This window comes from Rhodobacter sp. TJ_12 (genome assembly GCF_020023995.1).
In the GTDB taxonomy this organism is placed as follows: domain Bacteria; phylum Pseudomonadota; class Alphaproteobacteria; order Rhodobacterales; family Rhodobacteraceae; genus Rhodobacter.
Genome location: NZ_NRRD01000018.1, coordinates 40,925 through 64,337, shown reverse-complemented (window position 1 = coordinate 64,337; position 23,413 = coordinate 40,925). Strand labels below are relative to the sequence as shown.

Here is a 23,413-nt window from a genome sequence, read left to right as displayed (position 1 = left end):
AGGCAGTGTAGCAAATGCAGAGGAATGGGGGGTTTGGGCCTTATATATAAAAAGAAAATATTTTTCACACATGCACGGAGCGCGAAAAGTAGGGGGTCGCTTTTTCGAGTGGCCCCTTGGCGGGGGAGCGTAAAAAATATTTCTTTTTCTCCTGTATAAGGTTTGACTTTATCTACATTATCTACACTACCTACATTTTACCCCTAAAAACAACCACTTACGACGATGTAGGAAATTGACGTCATTTTCCCCTTCGTACACCCCTTGAGATGCCCCCGTAAAATCCTTGCAAATCATCAACTTACAGGAATGTAGACCCCTTATTCTCTACTTGCACCTCATCCGGCGCCTGTCGTGAAGGCTTCGCCCCTTTCCCCTGCCTGTCGTAAAGGCTTCCGCTTTTCTTAGCCCGGTTCTGTTTTTCCCCACCCCTGTCGTTAGCTCCGCCCCGCGTCAGCGGGCGCGGGCGCGCGATCTATTTTCCCGCGCCCCCGCACCTATCGTAATCTCGTACGCACCAGATCGGCAGGCACAGCTCGCTCTCCCAAGTGCCCTTAAGTCGCCGCGCAGCCGCGCGAGAGCAACTTTCCCCCGGGCAATTGCTACACTTGGCCTAAAGGCGAGCCACCAAACTTCGCCAACAATGGAAATTGGTTGTTCATGATTCCAGTTGCCGAACAAGATAGACGCAGCAGTGAAGCTGATATACAAACTGACCTAACGGGCGTTGCGCCAGTTTATATTGGAGGAATTCGCCGTGAAGATCGTCACCTATACCCGCGTTTCCACCGACCGGCAGGGGCGCAGCGGGCTTGGGCTGGAAGCTCAGGAGGCCGCGATTGCCGCCTATGCAGCCGCTAACGCGGCCCAGATCGTCGGCGCGTTCACCGAAGTGGAGTCCGGGCGCAAGGCGGACCGCCCGCAGCTTCAAGCCGCACTCAAGTTGGCAAAGCTCACCGGCTCTAAGCTAGTAATTGCGAAGCTCGACCGGCTCAGTCGAAATGCTGCTTTTCTGCTCAATCTACAGGAGTCCGGGGTGGACTTCGTCGCCTGCGATAACCCAACCGCTACCCCTTTGACGATTGGTATTCTGGCCCTCGTGGCACAGGATGAAGCCCGCGCCATTAGCGAGCGCACAAAAGCTGCGTTGCAAGCCGCCAAAGCTCGAGGGCAGGCGCTGGGCAACCCGAATGGCGCGGAAGCCCTGCGGCGCGCAGGCAAGGGCAACAAGGCGTCATGTGCGGCTCAGAAAGCCGATGCGCTGGCGCGCGCCTACGAGCTCGCAGACGTCCTTGCAGATGTGGCGGAACAGGGCCATCGTACGCTTGCGGCGATGGCGTCAGAGCTCAACCGGCGTGGTATAAAGACCGCACGCGGAGGTATGTGGCACGCCTCCAGCGTGGCGAATGTGCGGCGAAGGCTGGCGGTCTGATAGTCCGCGTCAGCGGGCTTCTCCACCTAAACATCACGTGGACACGTTCTTCCATGCTCAGGGACCCAAAGGGGGGGCTATGGGCTGGGGCCGAGAAGCGGTGCAGTAGCCGTTAGCGAGTTGCAGAACGCGTTCCATTCATAATGTTACATTTACGACATGCAATTTAATGCGTTGCATAGTGTCGGTTTAAATACCAATTTTTGATCTTGAGTTTTGCATCTTCTTCCCAGCGCTCCTCCCCAGAAAAGATGGGCAGTCGACACTATTCTTCGACGCCTAAGCTAGCCATTTGCTGCCCTAGGTTTGTCGCACGGGGTGAGAAGTGGCCGTTCGCTGCGATAGCGAACACGGTATTTGACTTCCTTCGAGCGGACGTCGCCCTCGATCCAGTGCTTTCCATGTGGTCAGCTTTCGGCGTAAGGTTGAAGAGAATAGGCGAAAGTGACTTTCATGTACGATCCCACATTTGGCAGCACGGCACTTGCAAGACACCTAAACAAAAGCGATTTCCTTAAACATCCCACATTGAAGAACGAAGCCCACAGGGAAGCTTTGATTTCTCAGGCAGTCAACACAGCGCGAAATGGTTTCTCCTCTTTGCCATTGACGCCGAATAAGTTGGCTGGCCGGACTATATATCAAGTAAATGATCTGGCGTGCGATCTGGTGCTGCGAAAAGCTGCTCAGAACATCCGTAGAATTACAGCATCAAAACAGGGAAGCCGGATCGAAATTGTACGCCGACTAAAACTGTTCTGTGAAGAAGGCATGCCGTTCACCATTGCGAAGATGGACATAAAGAGCTTCTACCCTTCCGTTGATCAGGAGACACTATCGAACCTGCTGAATCGAAGGCTTATAACTGCTCCAAGCACAAGATCTGTTGTCAACTCGCTGATTCACCATTGCAAAATGAATTCTGTAGGCGGATTGCCTCAAGGCTTAGCAATAAGTGCGGAGCTTAGCGAATTCTATATGCAGGAGTTCGACCGCCATATGAAGGAGATTTTTGGTGCACATTATTTTGCTCGATACGTAGATGATATCGTGCTCATCTTGCCTGAATTGGAACACCCAAAGACGCTCAAGAATAATATCGAAAGGGCCCTGCCGACGGGGCTGAAATTGAATTCCTCCAAATCAAAAATATACACCTTCGGAGGCGCGAAGGTAAAGCCGGCAGCAGTTGAGCACAGCTTCGATTACCTCGGCTTTAGGTTTAGCGTCCACCAAATCGGCAAAGACCGGCCTCTCGCTCGTCAAGTTGATTTAGACATTGCCGACTCAAAGGTTAAAAAGAACAAGACGAGGATCGTGAAATCGCTCCTGCAGTACTTGGCTGACGGAAACTTTGACGACCTAATAGATCGCATCCGTATTTTGACCTGTGGCTATCAGTTCTTTGACGAAAGACAGCAAAAGAAGCGAAGTGCGGGCCTTCAGCACACATACAGCCTTATCAACAGTAACGCACCGGCGCTCGCCGAGCTTGATAAGTTTTTCTCGGCGATGGTTCTGTGCCGTTCAGGGGCGATTGGAGGAAGGCTCGCGCTGTCTCTGACAAACCGTCAAAGAAAGGAGCTTCTCAAGTACTCATTCGTCTGCGGGTTCGCCAACCGCGTTCACTTCCGATTCACTGCTGATCGGTTGGCAAAGTTAATGGAGTGCTGGAAGTATGCCTAGCAAGAGGAAGTCACGGGTCAACCTAAGCCGAGCCGACAAGTGGCGCGTGGTGCTCACAGACACGTCACCTTTTGAGGTGCCGATAATCGTAAGCAACGATGGTTTCTACAAAAACCTTCATGGGGTAGCCAAGAAATCGGCGCACTTCCAAGATTTGGTGAACGCCCTTTTGCTGAAAGACGACGGCAAGAGCTACACCGTTCCGCTAAGGTACAATATCGTCAAAGATTCTCGAAGCGTCAGAACCTTGAGCCTCCTGCATCCGAGGGGTCAGGTCATATTGGCTGATTTTTATCAAAAATACGAGGAGTTGATCTGCGAGTATTCCGGGCGGGGACCGTTCTCCATTCGTGCGCCTAAGAAAGTTGGGAATTCCTTTTTTGTGCCATCCCCAGTGCAGGACAAGAATCAATACAAGAACGCTACCGTGGATACGGCGGAGTTGGATAAACTGGTGCGTAACCCGGCAAGCTATTTCGCATATTCAGGATTTGAGCGCCTCTACAAATTTTTCGCTTCAAACGATCACATTCGCTTGGAAAAAAAGTTTCGATATCAGTTATCTCTGGATATCAGCAAATGCTTTGACAGCATTTACACGCATTCCATGGCGTGGGCGACGAAGAGCAAGGATGAGGCGAAAGATAATAAGCACGCTCTGAGTTTTGGAAACCAGTTCGATACGGTAATGCAAAGGCTCAATCACGGCGAGACTAGTGGTATCTGCATTGGTCCGGAGGCCAGTCGCATCTTTGCAGAAATCATTCTTGCAAAGGTGGATCAGAATGCACGCCGTAACCTTGAATCGAAAAGCCCTGCCATACGTGATGGTGTCGACTATGAGTGCAGGCGGTACGTGGACAACTACTATGTTTTTACCAATGACCCTGCGATTGCCGAGCAGGTGGAGCACGAGCTATCAATCGCGTTGCGAGAGTACAATCTGCACCTGAATACTGGGAAAAGAGAGTTCGACAAGCGGCCATTCTACTCGAAAAAGTCTCTGGTGATCGACGAGATCAATAATTCCCTTGGCGCTCATTGGGAAAAGCTCTTTGAAACTGTTACCCTGCCTGCGAGCGGTAAGAAGGCGTTATTCCCGAAGTACATTTACAAGTATCGGTCATTGTTCGGAAAGTTTACCAGAGAGGTTAAGGCAGCATGCTTTTCCTCCGAGCTTGGTTACGATGCGGTCGCAAGCTATGTTATTGGGGCCGTGCGCCGGAAAGTAATTGATATAGCTGACGGGTACATTGATCTTGTCGCGTTGGAAGAAAGTCCTGTTGTCGAGCGGGACTATCGCCAAATGTTCTTTTTCTTGCTCGATGTTGGATTTTACTTCTTTACGCTTCACCCAACTGTCGCGTCCTCGCTTCGCCTGTCTCACGCCATCGTGCGCGCTGCGCAGCATCTGCAAGAACATGATGCTGAAGGTTTTGACATTCTCAAAGAAGCCTCCCTTCGTTGGGCGTCACAATTGGCAAGTGCACCTAGCTTCGAAGGCTTGTTTTCAAAAAATTCTGTGATCCCTATCGAGATACTCAACATTCTGGTTAGTCTTCAACAATTTGGGGGCGATGGGCAACTGGAGCACGAGCTGATCTCGCTCGCCAAACTGGACAGAAAGAGCCAAGGTTACTTCGAGTTGGTCGTAAAGCTATTCATCTATGGTGATCGACCGGAGTTCGCTCTTCAGAGGAACCAAATTTGGGATTTCATCTGTAAGCGATTTTCGTCAGAGAAGTACCTGAATAGGGATTCTGAAGCAGTGCATCTGTTGCTGGACTCCCTCGCTTGTCCCTATCTGGACAGGGCCGAGAGAGCTAAGTTGCTTCGGGCTTCATGGAACAGGATTGGCGCGAACTCCGGAAGCATCACTGTTGCCGAGGCCGAAGCGCTAATCGACGAAATCCAACAGCAGCATTGGTTTGTTCGCTGGGATGGGATCGACCTGTTGAACATGATCGAAAAGAAAGAATTGAGCAGCGTCTACGCCTAGGATATCTTGAAGTCGGGTGCCAGCCACGTTTTACCGTGACTCGTTTTGCGGTACAGACGGGCGATCAAACTGCGGTGTTCAGCCTTGCGTTGACCACATGGATCGTACAGTCCGCGCAAGAGGTCGTCTTGAGCAGCAATGCACACACTTACTGTGGCTGGCATCCAAAGGTTGAATTCCGCCAATGTCGGCAGAATGGGCTGCGACCGCAGAATCTCCATCCACCGATGAACGACAGCAAAAGGCCGCTTCCGAGCATGCGCCATTTCTTTCATGCGGCGTTTCAAGCGACGCGGAAGCTAACAATGTGCCATTTTTAATCACCGTGATCGCCTGCTGACGCAGGCTTCGATTCGCTGGTGTTCTGTACCAATACCTGTACCATCGGACTGTACCAGTGCGAATCTCCAAATCCTACTTTTTACACAATATATCAATGCTTTAATTGAATTTTTAGAGGTAGGCGACGAAAATTCAATCCTCTCTTGCAGCACCATCTCTCTTCCTTTGATAACGCCCCTCGGATAGCATCGATCCTGCTTGCGTCGCCGCAGCGCCCGCGTTTTTGGCGATTGTTGCGCGCTCTGCCCAACAATCCAACATGCGCGCATGAGCCTATGCCCAAGGCGATTGCGGGCTTGGCAAGTCCTGCGCGGCTGTTTAGGGAGAGGCCGAACCACCCCGGCCGGTCGCCTTGCGTATCGTTTGTGCCGGATGAACGCACTCTGACCACCCAATGCAAACCCACCCCACCGGCCCGCGCCCTCCGGTCGTCGAAGAGGTTTTCCATGCTGTCCCTTTCCGCCTATCGCAGCCAATGGCTTGGCAATATCCGCGGCGATGTCCTGTCAGGCCTTGTCGTGGCGCTGGCCCTTATTCCCGAAGCCATCGCGTTTTCCATCATCGCGGGGGTCGACCCGAAAGTGGGCCTTTACGCCAGTTTTTCGATTGCGGTGATCACCGCAATCACCGGCGGGCGCCCGGGCATGATTTCGGCGGCCACCGCCGCCACCGCGGTGCTGATGGTCACACTGGTGCGCGATCACGGGCTGGAATATCTGCTGGCCGCCACCGTTTTGGCGGGCCTGATCCAGATCGGGGCCGGGGTCATCAAGCTGGGGCGGGTGATGCGCTTTGTTTCGCGCTCGGTGATGACGGGCTTTGTGAATGCGCTCGCGATCCTGATTTTCATGGCGCAATTGCCCGAATTAGACCCGCGCCACGTGACATGGATGACCTATGCACTGGTCGCGGCCGGGCTTGCGATCATTTATCTGTTCCCGCTCATCACCCGCGCCGTGCCCTCGCCCCTTGTCACCATTATCGTGCTGACAACGCTGACCATCTTCTTTGGCTGGGATGTGCGCACCGTGTCTGACATGGGCGCGCTGCCCGATACGCTGCCGGTTTTCCTGATCCCGGACATTCCGCTGACCTTTGAGACGCTGCAAATCATCTTCCCCTATTCGGTCGCGGTGGCCGTGGTGGGGCTTTTGGAAAGCCTGATGACGCAGCAGATTGTCGATGACCTGACCGACACCACATCGGACCGCAACCAAGAATGCATCGGCCAAGGGATCGCCAATACAGCGACCGGCTTTATCGGTGGCATGGCGGGCTGTGCGATGATCGGCCAATCGATGATCAACGTGAAATCGGGCGGGCGGGGGCGGCTGTCGACCTTCACCGCCGGGGTGATGCTTTTGTTCTTCTGCGTCGTCTTGGGCGATTGGGTCGGCCAGATTCCGATGCCCGCGCTGGTCGCGATCATGATCATGGTTTCGATCGGGACCTTCTCTTGGTCGTCGATGAAGGCGTTGCGCAGCCACCCGACCTCAAGCTCCATCGTCATGCTGGCGACCGTGGCCGCAGTGGTTTGGACCCATAACCTGGCCATTGGCGTGGTGCTGGGCGTGCTGCTGTCTGGCATTTTCTTTGCCGCCAAAATCGCGCAGCTCTTCCGCGTCACATCGACGCTTTCGCCCGATGGCCGCGCGCGCACCTACCGCATCGAAGGGCAGCTTTTCTTCGCCAGTGTCGAAGATTTCATGCGCGCCTTTGACTTCCGCGAGGCGCTGGAACACGTCACCATCGATGTCAGCCATGCCCATATCTGGGACATTTCGTCCGTTGCCGCGCTGGACATGGCCGTGTTGAAGTTCCGCCGCGATGGCGCAACGGTGGAAATCATCGGCATGAACGAGGCGTCAGAGACCATCGTGGACAAGCTGGCGCTGCATGACAAACCCGATGCGCTTGACAAGCTGAATGCGCATTGAGGCGGGGGAAAAGACCATGACCGACACGATCATCGCCTTCGTCGACGGCTCGATCTATTCGCACAGCCTGTGTGAATACGCCGCCTGGATCGCCAAACGCGGCGACGCGGCTATCGACCTTGTGCATGTGCTGGGCCCGCGCGAAGCCGCCGCGCCCTCTGACTATTCGGGCTCCATCAAGCTGGGCGCGCGCACCGCCCTGATGCAAGAATTGGCCAGCCTGGACGAACAACGCGCCAAGCTGGTGGCGCATCGGGGCCGTGCCATCTTGGATGACGCGACCGCCGTGATCCGCGACGCGGGCGTCGAGGCCGTAACCCCGCATTTGCGCCATGGCGAGATTGCCGAAACCGTGGGCGAACAAGACCTTGCTGCCAGCCTCGTGCTGATCGGCAAGCGCGGTGAAACCGCCGAAAAGCCCGACCGGGCACTGGGCCAAAACCTAGAGCGGATCGTGCGGGCCAGCCATCGCCCGGTGTTTGTGGCCGCGCGCGCCTTCAAACCCGTGGAACGGATTTTGGTGGCGTGGGATGGCGGCCCCTCGGCGATGCGCGCGGTGGATTTCATGGCCCGCAGCCCGATCTTTGCCGGGCTTTCCGTGCGCCTTGTCACCATCGGCCATGACACCTCCGAGGCGCGCCGCAGCCTTGACGATGCCGCCGCGCTTTTGGGCGCAGCCGGGATCAAGGCCACGACCGAGGTGATTGCGGGCCAACCCGCCGCCGTTCTGGGCCGGATCGAGGAAGAAGAAGGGTTCGACCTTCTGGTGATGGGGGCTTACGGCCATTCGCGCATCCGCACGATGATCGTGGGCTCCACCACTTCCGAGATGATCCGCACCTGCCACAGCCCGGTTTTGTTGGTGCGCTAAGCAAATAGGGTCATGCCCCTCCTGTCGCCCTTCAAGGGCCACCCGAGGGCATGAGACGCGGCCGACAGGCCGCGTCTTTTTGCGCGACCCGTTGCCGCCATTGCACCGGGCGGCATTTCGGGCGACCTTATGGGCCATTTCAGCCGGAAAGCCGCCATGACCCATCCGATCCGCCATGCCGCGCTGGGGTTGTTTGCCCTGTGCCTGGTTCTTCTGTCCGTCTTCATGCTGGAGCGCGAGCGGGCCGGTGTGCAGATGCGCCCGCTTGCCGTCGGCACAACGCCTGTGACGCTTTACCAGCGCGCGGGGGCCGAGGGGGGACCCGCGGTGGTGGTGGCGCATGGGTTTGCAGGCTCACGTCAGATCATGCAGGGCTACTCCTTTCGGCTGGCGCAGGCGGGCTATCGGGTTTTGGCCTTCGATTTTGAGGGGCAAGGCCGCAATCCGGTGCCGATGCGCGGCGATGTCACAAAGATCGAGGGGACGACCGTCTATCTGATGGCGGAAACCCGCGCGGTCATCGCCGCCGCGCGCGCACTGCCCAAGGTGACGGGCGTGGCGCTTTTGGGGCATTCAATGGCGACCGATATCATCGTGCGCGTGGCCGAAGAAGAGGCGCAGGCAGGCACCCCGATTGATGCCGTGGTGGCGATTTCGAGCTTTTCCGAGGCCATCGGCCCAGAGGCGCCCGAGCGGCTTTTGCTGATTTCCGGCGCGTGGGAGGGGATGCTGCGCGATTTCGCGCTGAAGGCTGTGCAGCAAATCGACCCCACCGCGGCAGAGGGCGATCTGGCGGTCTCCGGTGCGGTGGAGCGGCGCGCGATGGTCGCACCGCATGTCGGCCACGTGGGCGTGCTTTATAGCCCTGCGGCGATCACCGCTGCACGCGATTGGCTTGATCGCAGCTTCGGTCGGGTCAGCACGGGCGCGATCGATGCGATGGGGGTCTGGATCGTCACACTTCTGACCGGGCTGGTGCTGTTGCTGCATCCGCTGGTGGCGCTGTTGCGCAAGGGTCCTGGGGCGCGGGCGATCTCGCGCGGGCAGTTCTGGCTGGCCTGTCTAGCCCCCGCCGTGGCCACGCCACTGCTGCTGATAGCCTTTCACGTCAACCCGCTGCCAGTGACCGCGATCAGCGCCTTAAGCCTGCATCTGGCGCTTTACGGCGTGCTGCAACTGGCGGTTTTGCGCGGCGCGGGGCTGCGCGGGCCGGTGTCGCTTGCAGCCCTCGGACTGTTGATCCTGTGGGGGCTTGGACTCTTTGGGTTTGCGCTGGATCGCTATTTCACCAATTTCTGGCCCTCGCCCGAGCGCGCGGTTTTGATGGCGGTTTTGGTGCTGGGCACGGTGCCGTTCATGCTGGCCGATGCGGCCCTGACCGAGGCGGGACGGGCAGCGCTATGGCGGCGGGTGGTGGCGCGACTGATTGCGCTTGCCGCGCTTGCGGCCACGGTGGCCCTTGGCGATGCGGATCGGCTGTTCATCTTGATGGCCCTGCCAGTGATCGTGGTCTTTTGGTTGGTGCATGGGCTGATGGGGCGCTGGATCGCGCGCCGCACAGGCGCACTGCCCGCCGGGCTGGGGCTTGGGGTCAGCTTGGCTTGGGTTCTGGGCGTGATCTTGCCGCTTTTGGAAGCCTAAGCCCCGGGCTTTAGGCCTCTGTCTTGCGGATCGGGTCGGTCAAAAGCCGCAAGCCGTTCAACACCACCAAAACGGTGCCGCCTTCGTGGCCGATCACCGCAATCGGCAACGGCAAAGAAAAAAACAGCCCCGAAGTGACCAGCACCACCATCGCCCCCATGGCAAAGACAAGGTTTTGTCGGATGATCGTGGCGGTGCGCTTGGCCAGACGATGCGCCTCGGCCAGACGGGCAATATCGTCGGACAAAAGGGCCACATCCGCCGCTTGAAGCGCCACTTCGGAGCCCGCCGCCCCCATCGCGATCCCCACATCGGCGCGCGCCAGCGCCGCCGCATCATTCACCCCGTCGCCCACAAAGGCGACGCGCCCCTTGCCCGCCAGATCGGCCACAAGGGCGACCTTGTCCTCGGGGCGCAGATCGGCATGGATCGCGGCGCGCGGGATGCGCAACTCATCCCCGACCCGCTCCGCCACGGCGCGCCGGTCACCGGTTAGCATGGCGATCTGTTTCACCCCGCCCGCGCGCAGCGCCGCAAGACCGTAAGGGGTGGAACTGCGCGGCAAATCTTCAAAGGTCGCGGCGCCGATGTAATGCGCCCCGCGTCCCAAAAGCACCAAGGTGCGCGGCGCCTGTTGCACCGCCTCGGGCAGCGCTTGGGCCGCATCCACCTCGGCCTTGGCGCCCATACGCGCGGCCAAACGCGCGTTGCCCGCCCAGATCACCCCGCTGTCATCGACACCGACCATCCCCTCTCCGGGGACGGCGCGCGCCTCGCGCACGGTGACCGGGGCAAGGCCGCGCGCCTTGGCGGCCCGCCGGATCGCCTCGGCAATCGGATGTTCGGAATGCGCTTCAAGCCCCGCCAGACGGGCCAGAAAATCGCGTTCATCGCCTTCGCAGTGGATTTCGACCAACTCTTGCCGCCCGGTGGTCAATGTGCCGGTCTTGTCAAAAGCGAAGGTCGACACCGACGCCAATGTTTCAAGCGCCGCGCCGCCTTTGAACAGAACCCCGCCCCGGGCGGACACCGCCAAGGCCGACAAGATCGCTGCGGGCACGGAAATCACGATGGCACAGGGGCTGGCCGCGACCAAAAGCGTGGCCGCCTTGTAAAGCGCCGCGTGCCAGCCATAGCCAAGCATGGCAAAAACGATAAACGCCACAATCGCTCCCGCCAGAACCGCAATCGTGTAACGCTGACCAAACCAGTCCGAAAAACGCTCGGACGGCGCGCGCGCCGCCTGTGCCTCGGTCACCAGCGCGATCATCCGCGCGACCGTGCTTTCGCTGAGCGGCTTGCGCACCTCGACCGCCAGCACACCATGCAGGTTCACCGTCGCTTCGAACACCTGCGCGCCCGGTGCCTTGTGCACCGGCACCGATTCCCCGGTGATGGTCGATTCATCGACCGAGCCTTCGCCCTCGACGATCAAGCCATCCACCGGCACCCGCGCGCCGGGGCGCAGCATCACCACATCGCCGGGCACAAGGCTGTCGACTGCCACCTCTTGCGTGGTGTCGCCCACACGCTTGAGCGCTCGATCCGGGCGCAGTTCCATCAACGCCTCAATCGCGCGGCGCGTGCGCCCCATCGCGCGATGCTCCAAGGTGGTCGACAGGCTGAACAGCGTCAAAAGCACCGCGCCTTCCAGCGCCGCCCCCACCGCTGCGGCTGCAACGGCCGCAATCACCATCAACAGATCGATGTCGAGCGTGCGTTCCTTGATCAGCGCGTCCAGCGCGCGCAGCGCGGCGGGCACACCACCAGCCAAAAACACGACGACCAGTGCGGCAGCTTCGAGCCAGCTTTCCGCCAGACCCGGCAACGCCCAATGGCACAGGGCCGCCATCGCCATGCCCAGAATCGTCGCCCAAGTGAGGGCCAAACGCTGCGTCTCTTCGCTCACCATCTTGCTCCCGTTTCCTGCGGGCCGGTCGCGCCGCTCTGCCCTTCTAGCGCATTTTACGGCTTATGACAGGCGACGCTTCGTCTGTGCGGGCGCGGGTCAATAGCCGGGCGGGAAATGCTCGGTCAGATAATCCACCACGGCTTTCATCGCCTCGGGGCGGCGCTCGATATCGGTCATATCGACAACGTGCTTTTCCCATTCCGCGCGGGCGCGACCGTCAGCATTGACGATATTGCGCAGCGCGTGACAGCGGGTGCATTCCTTGCGCAGCGTCTTGAGCCCCTCTCCTTTTGGCATCGGCCAAGCGCTGGCAAGCCCAGTGCTGACGCCAAAAACGATCAAGGCTTGGGCAAGACGGTGCAGCAGGCGCGTAAGCATGGACAAATCCGTTCAGGCAAAGACGCCAAAAGATCGCGCGGGCGCATGACAGTTTCACGACGTTGGCCCGCGTCACATCGCCGGACCGGCCCACCCCGGCCTGAAGCGCCCGTGTCATGGCACGCGTCGCACAACTGTCATGCAATCATCATTCGACACGCATAATTATTTCCACTAATCCGGAATTATGGAACATACTTTTGCCGCCACCGCCTTTGCGACCCTTGGCCACCCGGATCGGTTGGCTGTGCTGCGGCTGATCTTGCGCCGTGCGCCCTCGGGTGTCCGTCCCGGCGAGATCGTCAAAGCCTTGGGGCTAAAGCCCAACACGCTGTCGCATCACCTGTCCGACCTCGCCGCCGCGCGCTTGGTGACGGTGACACGGGACGGACGTGCTAGGCTTTACGCCGCCAATCTGGAAACGACCGAGGCTTTGGTGGACTACCTAGCGCTTGATCTGGGGCGGGCGCGGGGCGATGTTCTGCCCAAGGTGTTGAACAGCGGACCCGCACCGGTGGCCCCATTCCATGTTCTGTTTCTATGCACCGGGAACTCCGCCCGCTCGATCATCGCCGAGGCGCTGCTGCGCGACCTTGGGCAAGGCCGGTTCGTCGCCCATTCGGCGGGCACCCGCCCCGGGGCTGCACCGAACCCATTCGCGCTGGAGGTGCTGGCGCGCAATGGCCATGCCACCGACACGCTGAAGTCCAAATCTTTGGCGCAGTTCCGCGCACCCAACGCGCCGCAGATGCATTTCGTTTTTACCCTATGCGATCTGGCCGCGACCGAGGAATGCCCGCCCTGGCCGGGCCAGCCGATCAGCGCGCATTGGGGTCTGCCTGACCCGGCGCAGGCGACGGGCACCGGGGCGCAGAAAGCCTTGGCCTTTGCTGAATGCTATGCCGCGCTGCATCGTCGGCTGTCTGCCTTTGTCGCCTTGCCTCTTGAAACGCTTGACCGGCGCGCCTTGCAAGCGCGCCTCGACACGCTTGCCCCCCAGATCGATACGGAGTGACCTATGCCGCGCATCGCCCTCAATGGCCTTGGAAGAATGGGCAAACTTGCCCTGCGCAACCTGATGGATGCTGGCGCAGGCGGCGAGATTGTGCTGGTGAACGAACCGGCGGGCGATGCTGAGCAGCTTGCGCTGTTGATGGAATTCGATTCCGTGCATGGCCGCTGGCAAACCCCGGTGCGCGCCGAGGCCGGCGCCTTGGTGCTGAACGACCAGCGCATCCGGCTGACGCAAGAGACGCGGCTTGAAGACCTTCCGCTGCGGGAAATGGGCATCGATCTGGTGATCGATTGCACTGGCGTCTTCAAAACCGCCGCGAAGATCGCCCCCTACTTCAACGCAGGGGTGCAAAAAGTGGTCGTGAGCGCGCCGGTCAAGGATGGGGAGGCGCTCAACCTTGTTTATGGGGTGAACCACCACCTTTACGACGGCAGCCAGCGGCTTGTGACCGCGGCCTCTTGCACCACCAATTGCTTAGCGCCGGTGGTGAAGGTGATCCACGAACATCTTGGCATTCGCCACGGGTCGATCACCACCTTGCACGATGTGACAAATACCCAAACGATCGTCGATCGTCCGGCCAAAGATATGCGTCGCGCGCGCTCTGCGCTGACGAACCTGATCCCCACCACCACCGGCTCGGCCACCGCGATCACGCTGATCTATCCCGAATTGAAAGGCCGCCTGAATGGCCATGCGGTCCGCGTGCCGCTGTTAAATGCCTCGCTCACCGATTGCGTCTTTGAACTGGAGCGTCCGACCACGGCAGAAGAGGTCAATGCGCTTTTCACCGCCGCCGCCGACGGCCCGCTGCGGGGCATTTTGGGCGTGGAAACGCGCCCGCTTGTGTCTTCGGATTTCACCAATGATGACCGATCCGCCATTATCGATGCGCCCTCGACCATGGTCATCAATGGCACACAATTGAAGGTCTATGCTTGGTATGACAACGAATGGGGCTATGCCTGCCGTCTGGCGGATATTGCCCGCATGGTTGCCCAAAGTCTCTGACCCCGGCTGACGACAGGACCCGCGATGAGCGACAACCCGATCCGCGCCTATGCCGCCGTGACCGCCGCCTATTGGGCTTTCATGCTCTCTGACGGGGCGTTGCGGATGCTGGTTCTGCTGCATTTCAACCAGTTGGGGTTCAGCCCCGTCGATCTGGCATGGCTTTTTCTGCTTTATGAGGTGGCGGGGATTGTCACCAACCTTGGCGCCGGCTGGCTTGCCGCGCGCTTTGGCTTGGCGGCCACGCTTTATGGCGGACTGGCGCTGCAAATCGGGGCGCTGGTCGCGCTGGCGCAGTTGAACCCGGGGTGGAGCCTGACCGCCTCGGTGATTTTTGTGATGGCGGTGCAGGGCGTTTCCGGCGTGGCCAAGGATCTGGCCAAGATGTCGTCCAAATCCGCGGTGAAGCTGCTGGCCCCCAGCGGCGATGGCGCACTGTTTCGCTGGGTGGCGGCGCTGACCGGGTCAAAGAACGCAGTCAAGGGACTTGGCTTCTTTCTGGGCGCGGCGCTATTGGCGCTGGTCGGTTTCAAACCCGCGATCTGGGGCATGGCCGCGATCTTGGCTGCGATCCTTGCCGCCGTGGTGGTGTTCTTGCCCAAGGGCCTGCCGGGGCGGATGAAATCCGCCGAAAGCTGGGGCGGATGGCGATCAAAAGATCCGCGCGTGAACCGGCTGAGCCTTGCGCGGATGTTTTTGTTTGGCGCGCGCGATGTGTGGTTTGTCGTCGGCATTCCGATCTATTTTCACGCGGTCCTGTCCGATGGCACCGCACAGGGCAGCCGCGAGGCGTTTTTCCTAACCGGCGGCTTCATGGCGCTTTGGATCATCGGTTACGGTGCGGTGCAGGGCTTCGCCCCCAAGCTTTTGCGCGCAAGAACGCTGCCCGAAGCGGCGGTGACCCGCAAGGCGATTGGCTGGGCCGGTGCGCTGGTGCCGATCCCCTTTACGCTGGCAGCAGCCACGGCACTGGCCGGGGCGCCCGCCCCATGGCTGACCGCGCTTCTGGTGGCAGGGTTGTTGCTGTTTGGGGCAGTTTTCGCGCTGAATTCCGCGCTGCATTCCTATTTGATCCTTGCCTTTGGATCGGCAGAGCGGATCACCCGTGATGTGGGCTTTTACTATATGGCGAATGCGGCCGGGCGGCTGATTGGCACGCTTTTGTCGGGGCTTAGCTATCAGATCGGCGGGCTTGCACTGTGTCTGGCCACCGCCGGGTTGATGGCGGCGGCCAGTTGGCTTGCGGCACGCCGACTGGCCAGCCTGTGATCATTCCCCGCGCGGGTAGCGCTGGCTTTCCTCTAGCGTGTTCAAATCCATGTGGTTGCGCATATAGCGTTCCGACGCGCGTTGCAGCGGCTGGTAATCCCATGGGAAATAGGCCCCGTTGCGCAGCGCCTCATAAACGACCCAGCGCCGCGCCTGACTTTCTCGCACCGCAGCGTCAAAGGCGCCCAAATCCCAACGCGCCATCGCCAGTTCGGTCAACCGGGCCAGCGTGTCGGCATGGGCCGGATCATTGGCCAAATTCACCAGCTCTTGCGGATCAGCCTCCAGATCGTAAAGAAGCGGCGGATCGGCGTCGCACAGCATGATCTTGTAGCGCCCATCGCGCAAACAGACCAAGGGCGCGATGCTGGCTTCGGCAGCATATTCAACCGGCACCGGGGGACGCGGCGCGCCTTTGGCGATGGGGGCAAGGTCTACCCCATCGGTCCAGCGCGCAAGGGTCGAGATATCAATGCCCGCCAGCACCGCCAAGGTGGGCGTTACATCCAGCGTTGAAACGGGCGTATCGACCCGCCCAGCCTCCCAGCCCGGGGCCGAAATCATCAAGGGCACCCGGGCCGAGCCGTCGAAAAAGCTCATCTTGAACCACAAGCCCCGCTCGCCCAACATGTCCCCGTGATCGGAGACAAAGACAACAATCGTGTCTTCAGCCATCCGGCCTCGTTCCAGAACATCCAGAATTTCACCTATCTTTTCATCCAGGTAAGAGATATTGGCGAAATAGCCCTGCCGGGCGCGGCGGATATGCGCGGGCTGGATATCGAAATTTTCGATATCGCACGACTCTAAAATGCGGCGCGACTGCGCATCATGCGCGGCCAGATCGAAGGCGGGCACTTTGGGCTCAAGCTCCGCGCACCCCTCATACAGATCCCAGAACTTGCGGCGCGCCACATAGGGGTCATGCGGGTGGGTGAACGAAACCGTCAGGCACCAAGGCCGGTCATCGCTGCGCCGCGACAGATCATATAGCTTGCGGGTTGCGTGATAGGCCACCTCGTCATCATATTCCATCTGGTTGGAAATCTCGGCCACGCCCGCGCCAGTGACCGAGCCAAGATTGTGATACCACCAATCGATCCGCTCGCCGGGCCTTGTGTAATCCGGCGTCCAGCCAAAATCAGCGGGGTAAATATCGGTCGTCAGCCGCTCTTCGAAGCCGTGCAACTGATCTGGGCCGACAAAATGCATTTTGCCTGACAGCGTGGTGGCATAGCCCGCGCGGCGCAGGTGGTGCGCAAAGGTGGGAATATCGGAACAGAATTCAGCGGCATTGTCATAGACCCGCGTGCGCGACGGCAATTGCCCCGACATGAACGAGGCCCGCGCAGGCGCACAAAGCGGGCTGGCCGTGTAGGTATGGGCAAAGCGCACCGAGCGCGCCGCCAGCGCATCAAGGTGGGGGGTGTGCAGGAACGGCGCGGGACCATCGGGAAACAAGGTGCCATTGGCCTGATCCACCATAATGATCAGAATATTGGGGCGGGTCTGCATGGGCGGGCCTTTCTTTTGGGTGCGCAACGGGCGTGCGCAGCGTGGCCAGCCCAGTGAAACAGAGCTGCCCCCCATTTGGAAAGGGCGCCCGGCCCCATGCGGGGCACGCCCCAAAAAGAAACGCCCCCATGCGGGGGCGTTGTCTCAAGCATGGGCTTCGCCGCGCTTATTGATCAAGGAACGAGCGCAGCTTGCGCGACCGCGACGGGTGCTTGAGCTTGCGCAAAGCCTTCGCCTCGATCTGCCGGATCCGTTCGCGGGTCACGCTGAACTGCTGGCCAACTTCTTCCAGCGTGTGGTCGGTGTTCATGCCGATACCAAAGCGCATCCGCAAAACCCGCTCTTCACGCGGCGTCAGGCTGGCCAAAACGCGGGTCGTCGTTTCCTTCAGGTTTTCCTGAATCGCGCTATCGAGCGGCAAAACGGCGTTCTTGTCCTCGATGAAATCGCCCAGTTGGCTGTCTTCCTCGTCGCCAATCGGCGTTTCGAGCGAAATCGGCTCCTTGGCGATCTTCATCACCTTGCGAACCTTTTCCAGCGGCATTTGCAGCTTGTCGGCCAATTCCTCGGGCGTGGGCTCACGACCGATTTCATGCAGCATCTGCCGCCCGGTGCGCACCAGCTTGTTGATCGTTTCGATCATATGCACCGGGATACGGATGGTGCGCGCTTGGTCCGCGATCGACCGGGTGATCGCCTGACGGATCCACCAGGTCGCATAGGTCGAGAACTTGTAGCCGCGCCGATATTCGAACTTATCGACCGCTTTCATCAGGCCGATATTGCCTTCCTGAATAAGGTCAAGGAACTGCAAGCCGCGGTTGGTGTATTTCTTGGCGATGGAAATCACGAGCCGCAGGTTCGCCTCGACCATTTCCTTCTTCGCTTGCCGGGCTTCTTTTTCGCCCTTTTGCACTTGGTTCACGATGCGGCGGAATTCGGAAATATCCACCCCGACATACTGGCCGACTTGCGCCATCTGCGCGCGCAAATCTTCCAGCTTGCCGCCGTTCTTTTCCATCAGCGTGGCCCAGCCCCGGCCCGACTTGGCAGCCATCCGGTCCATCCAGGTCGGGTCCAGCTCGTAGCCGCGATATTCGTCGATGAATTCGCGGCGCGGAATCCGCGCGCTATCGGCCAGTTTCACCATGCCGCTGTCAATCGACATGATCTTACGGTTGATGCCGTAAAGCTGGTCAATCAGCGCTTCGATCCGGTTGTTATGCAGGTGCAATTCGTTCACCAGCAAAACGATTTCCGAGCGCAGCTTTTGATAGGCGGCCTCTTCGGCAACCGAGAAGGTGCCATCTTCGTTCAGCGTCGCCGACATGCGCTGGTCTTGCATCTCGGCCAGATTGGCATAGTCGCGCGCAATCAGATCGAGAGTTTCAAGGACCTTGGGCTTGAGCGCAGCCTCCATCGCGGCCAGCGACATGTTCGAGGTGTCGTCGTCGTCATCCTCGTCGTCGTTGCGCGCAATCGGATTGCCGTCGGCATCATATTCCGGTTCGCTGGAGGCTTGGCGCGGTTGCGCCGTTTCGGTCTCGGCACCATCGATGGGCATGCCTTCAACCGGGCGACCATCGTCGTCGTCCTCGTCTTCCCCATCGATCGAACGACCGAAGGTAGCATCAAGGTCGATCACATCGCGCAGCAGAATTTCTTCAGACAGAAGTTCGTCGCGCCAGATGGTGATGGCCTGAAAGGTCAGCGGGCTTTCGCACAGCCCGGCGATCATCGTGTTACGGCCCGCCTCGATGCGCTTGGCAATCGCGATTTCGCCTTCGCGCGACAGCAATTCGACCGAGCCCATCTCGCGCAGATACATCCGCACCGGGTCATCGGTACGATCCAGCGTTTCCGAGGTCGAGCCAGCAACCGCAACCTCACGCGAACCGGAACCAGTCTCGACGACCTGCCCGCCTTCGGCCTCTTCGGTTTCTTCCCCTTCGACGACATTGATGCCCATTTCCGAGAGCATCGACATCACATCCTCGATCTGGTCGCCCGACACTTGTTCGGGCGGCATCACCGCATTGAGCTGATCGATGGTGATATAGCCACGTTCCTTCGCCTCGGCGATCATCCGCTTGACCGCAGCCTGGCTCATGTCAAAGGACGTCTCCTCTTCGGCGGCGGTATCGGTTTTGCTATCGTCGATGTCCTTGGCGGCCATGGGCGCTCCTTGCTCCGGCTTCATCGGGCTAATCGTCGTCACGCGGGGCCTCGCGTGGCGGAATCGAATCGTTTCCCGCCGTTTTATCGAATCACAACGGCGAATCACAGAGGGCGAATCAGTTTTGATCTGTTTCACCCGCCTGAGTGTTTATCTAGCAGCGATTGCAGGAATTGCGACATCGCCGCGCGGTCTTCGCCAAGATCGGCGGTGTCGTTGATTTTCGACTTTTCCGCATGGTGATAAGCCTTCGTCGCCTGAGTGATTCGCCACGTCACGCCCTCGTCAGCCAAACCTTCGAGCGCCTCAATGGCTTCTTCCGTTTCTGCCTTCACCGCGCGGGCGGCTGCGAGCTTTGCCAATTCCTCTGCCAAGCACATGCGGGCAAAAGCGGTGTCAGTCCGGCGCAACACGGGGGGGGCGGTTCTTACATGGGGGTGGTTCAGCAGCTTTTCAAGCGCGGCGGGCGCCTCTTGTGCCAGCCGATCCGCCAGCGCCTCGGGCCCATCATGGGCATAGGTCAGCATCAGCGACAAAAGCGCCTCTAGCTCAGGGTCCGACAGATGCAGCCGCTCGATCTGGCTTTCAAACTCGGCCAGCAGCCCGGGATGGGTGACCAAGATCGCCAGGCACATGGTTTCGCGCAGTTGCTGGGCCACCGTATCGCCTGCCGCCGCGGCCAAAAGCGTAGAGCGGGTCGAGCTGAGCGGCAGCACCGGACCTTTGCCCGGCCTCCACGGCATCCGGGCGCGCGTTTGCCATCCGCCGGTCGGGGCTGCAGGCCCCATGCCAAACAACTCTTCGCGCAGCCGCTTGATCTCGGCCCCATAATGGCCCCGCAAAGAGAGATCGGAAATCCGGCCCAGCGCGGCGCGCAAAGTCTTGTCGAGCGCGGCGCGCCGCTCCGGGCTGTCGAAGACCTTGCCCTCGGTCTCGCGCCGCCACAAAAGATCGACCATCGGGCGCGCGCCCGCGATCACCTTTTCCATCGCCTCGCGCCCCTCGGCGCGGATCAGATCATCAGGGTCCTGGCCACTGGGTAAAATCGCAAAGCGCAGCCCCTTGCCCGCCTCCAGCAGTGGCAGCGCCAGATCGACGAGCCGCATCCCTGCCCGCAATCCGGCGGTATCGCCATCCAGCGCAATGATCGGCTCATCGGAAATGCGCCACATCAGCCGCAACTGATCCTCGGTGATCGCGGTGCCCAGCGGTGCCACGGCACCGGCAAACCCCGCTTCAACCAGCGCAATCACATCGACATAGCCTTCGGCGACAATCAGCGGCTGCCCCTTACCGCAGGCTTGCCGCGCGGGGCCGACGTTGTAGAGATTGCGCCCCTTATCAAAAAGCTCTGTCTCGGGTCCGTTGAGGTACTTTGCCCGGGCATTCGGGTCCATCGCCCGACCACCCAACGAAATGGCCCGCCCACGGGCATCGCGAATCGGAAAGATGATCCGCCCCCGGAACCGGTCATAGGGCGCGCCGCCATCGTCGGGGCGGATACACAGGCCCGCATCAACAATCAGATCGGGCGCAATGCCTTTGCCTGTCAGCGCCTGAAAAAGCCCCTGCCGGGTATCGGGTGCAAAGCCAATCTCGAACCGCTCCAGCGCGGCGGGCGGGAACCGGCGCCGGGCCAGATAATCGCGCGCGCCCGCGCCTGCCTGCGTACTTAGCTGAAGGCGGAAATATTTCACCGCCTCTTCCATGACATTGGCCAATTCGGTGCGCCGATCCGCGCGCTCGGCCGCCTTTGGATCGCGCGCGGGCATCGGCATGCCCGCCTCACGCGCCAAAATCTCAACCGCCTCCATGAAAGAGACGTTCTCGGTTTCCTTCACAAAACTGAGCGCATCGCCTTTCGCATGGCACCCGAAACAATAGTAAAAGCCCTTGCGGTCATCGACATGGAACGAGGCCGTATTTTCATGGTGGAAGGGGCACGGCGCCCAGTAATCCCCCTTGGCCCGATTCGACTTGCGCTGATCCCACATGACTTTGCGCCCGACAACGTCGGAAAGCGTCACGCGGGTGCGCAGGTCGTCAAGGAATCCGGGAGGTAGCGACATGGCGCCAATATCGGGCCAAGCCGCGCCCGAGTCGAGAGCCCGCATGCGCGATCCGCCCCCGACCGCGTCGCCCGGCACACAGCCCCGTTCTCAAGCCCGTTTCCATCCGCTTGCAAGCGAGCGGCGCACGATCCCCCGCGCCTTCGCCCCGGCAGACTCGCGGCATGCTTAACGAATCACTAAGCGGCTTTGGTTAACCGGGTGAAGGAAATTGCTAAACCAAGCGGAAATTCCATGTCGTATTGTCGACGCTGCGGAAACCGCGCCACACAGTTGTCGTGCAGCGTTGCGCCAGCAGGCACAATCAGCCTGAACGGCCATGTGGCTGCCTCATTTCCGCCCCGATCCGCCTCGATAACGATAGTCGAGAAATCATCTTCCGCGCAGCGTCTTAACCAGACGGTGTGCTGGAATGGAGTGGTGGAATGGGATTGCAACAGAACAGAAAAGGCACGCCAGACAGCCGCGCGCAGCGCTGGCTCTCCCGTGTCCTGCGCGAAGAAGACGGCGCGCTGATCATCCTGTCGCTTCAGATCTTTATCATCATGCTGGTCTGCACCGGCATCGCCATCGACCTTGTGCGGATCGAAGAACGTCGCGCCGTCATTCAGAACACGCTTGACCGGGCCGCGCTGGCGGCAGCCTCGCTGTCGCAAAATCTCGACCCGGAAGCGGTGGTGGACGATTATCTCGCCAAGGCCGGGCTCGACTATCTCGATACAGATACCAAGGTCGAAGAAGGCGATTTCGATGAATGGCGCCGTGTCACCATCAGAACGACAGACCGGATGCCGACGATCTTCGGCCCGCTGGTGGGGATCGACGAACTGCACACCGCAGGCAACAGCCAAGCGATGGAATCGATCGGCAACGTCGAAATTTCCTTGGTGCTCGATATTTCGGGGTCGATGAATTTCAACATCTACCACGACAATGACAGCAGCTATAACGGCGTCTATCCGACCCGGATGGATCAGTTGCGCCCGGCGGCGCTAAATTTCGTCGAGGAAATGTTCGATACGGTTCAACCGCCTACCGCACCGGCAGGGCGGCTTTCGATCTCGATTGTGCCCTATAACCAGCAGGTCACGCTGGGCAGCAAGCTTGGCTCGGTCTTCAAGCTATCGACCGATCACACGCAAAACACCTGTGCCGATGTGTTCACTTTGCCCACGAACCAGATCGCGATCTCGCCGTCGACCACGTTGCAGCGCACCATGTATGGCGACAGCTTCGACTATTGGGGCCAATATGCGCTGGGGCAAGGCAGTTGGTCACTGCGGTCAACCGTGACGAACCAAAACTGCTACGAGAATTCCTATTCGTCGGTTCTGGCCTTTGCCAATAATGAAACCACGATCAAAAGTGCGATCAATGCGCTCCGCCCGGGCGGTGATACCGCGATTGATGTCGGCGCCCGTTGGGGGTTGGCGCTTTTGGATCCGGACGCAGCCCCGGCAGTAACCTCGATGATCTCGAAAAACTGGGTCTCGTCGGACCTTGCCGGGCGGCCCTTCGATTATGACGATGGCACCAAGGACGTGGATGAAACCGCGATGAAGGTGATGGTGCTGATGACCGATGGTCAGAACACCCGCTCCTACTCCACAAAACCGGCCTATCGCACCGGCGATTCCGGCTTCGTGTCGCGCCGCAGCGCAACGGCTTTTTCGCAAAACCAGTATGACTGGGACGAGCTGTTCTATTACGTCGAGGGGCGAACCAAGCCCTATTACAGCTTCAAATACGACAAGTGGTATTACGCCTACCAAATCTATGGCACGAAATACAACATCTCGTGGGAAACGATCTGGTCCAAAGGCTATTCGCTGCAAGGCTTCATCGATATCTTCTTCTATCGTCCGCTGAGCGACATCTACTACGGCGTCGGAAAGACCGACATTTATAACGCAATGGCAGAGCAGTCAGAGTTTTCGGAGAAAGACTCGGCGCTGAATGCCCTGTGCACCACAGCGAAAGACGATGAGCACAATATCATCATCTTCACCGTGGCCGTGGATGCGCCCACCTCCGGCAAAGAGGTGCTGCGCAAATGCGCCACCGCCGACACCTATGCCTATGAGGTCAGCGCGCTGGATTTGACCGATGCCTTTGCCTCCATCGCTTCCGCGATCAACTCGCTCCGGCTGACGAATTAAG

15 protein-coding genes are annotated in these 23,413 nt (G+C 59.6%); 10 read left to right on the top strand and 5 right to left on the bottom strand.

What is annotated here, in order from left to right; translation table 11 throughout:
* Nucleotides 1-757: 757 nt before the first annotated feature.
* From CKO11_RS13040 to CKO11_RS13015, 6 genes are all read left to right on the top strand, one after another.
* A complete protein-coding gene (locus tag CKO11_RS13040; RefSeq protein ID WP_223639549.1) occupies nucleotides 758-1,432 on the top strand; it encodes a recombinase family protein in 675 nt (224 codons plus the stop codon).
* 453 nt (nucleotides 1,433-1,885) lie between these two features.
* A complete protein-coding gene (gene drt3a, locus CKO11_RS13035) occupies nucleotides 1,886-3,118 on the top strand; it encodes an antiviral reverse transcriptase Drt3a (RefSeq protein WP_223639547.1) in 1,233 nt (410 codons plus the stop codon).
* Between the two features lie 46 nt (nucleotides 3,119-3,164).
* Nucleotides 3,165-5,117, top strand: coding sequence for an antiviral reverse transcriptase Drt3b (gene drt3b / locus CKO11_RS13030; protein WP_223639544.1), 1,953 nt, complete (start codon nucleotides 3,165-3,167; stop codon nucleotides 5,115-5,117).
* Between the two features lie 788 nt (nucleotides 5,118-5,905).
* Complete coding sequence (locus CKO11_RS13025) at nucleotides 5,906-7,396, top strand: SulP family inorganic anion transporter (protein ID WP_223639541.1); 1,491 nt, start codon at nucleotides 5,906-5,908, stop codon at nucleotides 7,394-7,396.
* Between the two features lie 16 nt (nucleotides 7,397-7,412).
* On the top strand, nucleotides 7,413-8,267 hold the full coding sequence (locus CKO11_RS13020; protein ID WP_223639539.1) for a universal stress protein: 855 nt from the start codon (nucleotides 7,413-7,415) through the stop codon (nucleotides 8,265-8,267).
* Nucleotides 8,268-8,423: 156 nt separating this feature from the next.
* Nucleotides 8,424-9,908 (top strand): alpha/beta hydrolase, encoded by a 1,485-nt coding sequence (locus CKO11_RS13015; protein WP_223639537.1) that lies wholly within the window; start codon nucleotides 8,424-8,426, stop codon nucleotides 9,906-9,908.
* A 10-nt stretch (nucleotides 9,909-9,918) separates the two neighbouring features.
* Here CKO11_RS13015 and CKO11_RS13010 read toward each other — a convergent pair whose 3' ends face one another.
* Nucleotides 9,919-11,760, bottom strand: coding sequence for a heavy metal translocating P-type ATPase (locus CKO11_RS13010; RefSeq protein ID WP_411742017.1), 1,842 nt, complete (start codon nucleotides 11,758-11,760; stop codon nucleotides 9,919-9,921).
* A gap of 156 nt (nucleotides 11,761-11,916) precedes the next feature.
* The gene (locus CKO11_RS13005) at nucleotides 11,917-12,198 is read right to left on the bottom strand and encodes a hypothetical protein (protein WP_223639533.1); all 282 of its coding nucleotides are present in this window, start codon (nucleotides 12,196-12,198) and stop codon (nucleotides 11,917-11,919) included.
* 187 nt (nucleotides 12,199-12,385) lie between these two features.
* Between CKO11_RS13005 and CKO11_RS13000 the strand changes: the two genes are divergently transcribed.
* From CKO11_RS13000 to arsJ, 3 genes are read left to right on the top strand one after another with little or no spacing between them, the layout of a single operon-like run.
* Entirely contained in the window at nucleotides 12,386-13,213 is an 828-nt protein-coding gene (locus tag CKO11_RS13000; protein ID WP_223639531.1) for a metalloregulator ArsR/SmtB family transcription factor, read from the top strand.
* Between the two features lie 3 nt (nucleotides 13,214-13,216).
* Nucleotides 13,217-14,224 (top strand): ArsJ-associated glyceraldehyde-3-phosphate dehydrogenase, encoded by a 1,008-nt coding sequence (locus tag CKO11_RS12995; RefSeq protein WP_223639529.1) that lies wholly within the window; start codon nucleotides 13,217-13,219, stop codon nucleotides 14,222-14,224.
* A 24-nt stretch (nucleotides 14,225-14,248) separates the two neighbouring features.
* A complete protein-coding gene (arsJ, locus tag CKO11_RS12990) occupies nucleotides 14,249-15,493 on the top strand; it encodes an organoarsenical effux MFS transporter ArsJ (RefSeq protein WP_223639526.1) in 1,245 nt (414 codons plus the stop codon).
* On the opposite strand, the gene betC is transcribed toward arsJ, so the two are convergent.
* The 3 genes from betC to dnaG all read right to left on the bottom strand — a co-directional run bounded on the left by betC (nucleotide 15,494) and on the right by dnaG (nucleotide 21,253).
* Nucleotides 15,494-17,008, bottom strand: a complete 1,515-nt coding sequence (gene betC / locus CKO11_RS12985; RefSeq protein ID WP_223639523.1) for a choline-sulfatase — start codon at nucleotides 17,006-17,008, stop codon at nucleotides 15,494-15,496.
* A gap of 166 nt (nucleotides 17,009-17,174) precedes the next feature.
* Complete coding sequence (gene rpoD, locus CKO11_RS12980) at nucleotides 17,175-19,184, bottom strand: RNA polymerase sigma factor RpoD (RefSeq protein WP_223639520.1); 2,010 nt, start codon at nucleotides 19,182-19,184, stop codon at nucleotides 17,175-17,177.
* Nucleotides 19,185-19,318: 134 nt separating this feature from the next.
* On the bottom strand, nucleotides 19,319-21,253 hold the full coding sequence (gene dnaG, locus CKO11_RS12975; RefSeq protein ID WP_223639605.1) for a DNA primase: 1,935 nt from the start codon (nucleotides 21,251-21,253) through the stop codon (nucleotides 19,319-19,321).
* A 425-nt stretch (nucleotides 21,254-21,678) separates the two neighbouring features.
* Between dnaG and CKO11_RS12970 the strand changes: the two genes are divergently transcribed.
* Nucleotides 21,679-23,412, top strand: a complete 1,734-nt coding sequence (locus CKO11_RS12970) for a TadE/TadG family type IV pilus assembly protein (protein WP_223639517.1) — start codon at nucleotides 21,679-21,681, stop codon at nucleotides 23,410-23,412.
* Nucleotide 23,413 lies beyond the last annotated feature (1 nt).

Excerpts from the sequence above, each read along its gene's own strand:
- drt3a (WP_223639547.1), top strand. The coding sequence starts at position 1,886 with ATGTACGATCCCACATTTGGCAGCACGGCACTTGCAAGACACCTAAAC.
- CKO11_RS13025 (WP_223639541.1), top strand. The coding sequence starts at position 5,906 with ATGCTGTCCCTTTCCGCCTATCGCAGCCAATGGCTTGGCAATATCCGC.
- CKO11_RS13020 (WP_223639539.1), top strand. The coding sequence starts at position 7,413 with ATGACCGACACGATCATCGCCTTCGTCGACGGCTCGATCTATTCGCAC.
- CKO11_RS13015 (WP_223639537.1), top strand. The coding sequence starts at position 8,424 with ATGACCCATCCGATCCGCCATGCCGCGCTGGGGTTGTTTGCCCTGTGC.
- CKO11_RS13010 (WP_411742017.1), bottom strand. The coding sequence starts at position 11,760 with ATGGCGGCCCTGTGCCATTGGGCGTTGCCGGGTCTGGCGGAAAGCTGG.
- CKO11_RS13005 (WP_223639533.1), bottom strand. The coding sequence starts at position 12,198 with ATGCTTACGCGCCTGCTGCACCGTCTTGCCCAAGCCTTGATCGTTTTT.
- CKO11_RS13000 (WP_223639531.1), top strand. The coding sequence starts at position 12,386 with ATGGAACATACTTTTGCCGCCACCGCCTTTGCGACCCTTGGCCACCCG.
- CKO11_RS12995 (WP_223639529.1), top strand. The coding sequence starts at position 13,217 with ATGCCGCGCATCGCCCTCAATGGCCTTGGAAGAATGGGCAAACTTGCC.
- arsJ (WP_223639526.1), top strand. The coding sequence starts at position 14,249 with ATGAGCGACAACCCGATCCGCGCCTATGCCGCCGTGACCGCCGCCTAT.
- betC (WP_223639523.1), bottom strand. The coding sequence starts at position 17,008 with ATGCAGACCCGCCCCAATATTCTGATCATTATGGTGGATCAGGCCAAT.
- rpoD (WP_223639520.1), bottom strand. The coding sequence starts at position 19,184 with ATGGCCGCCAAGGACATCGACGATAGCAAAACCGATACCGCCGCCGAA.
- dnaG (WP_223639605.1), bottom strand. The coding sequence starts at position 21,253 with ATGTCGCTACCTCCCGGATTCCTTGACGACCTGCGCACCCGCGTGACG.
- CKO11_RS12970 (WP_223639517.1), top strand. The coding sequence starts at position 21,679 with ATGGGATTGCAACAGAACAGAAAAGGCACGCCAGACAGCCGCGCGCAG.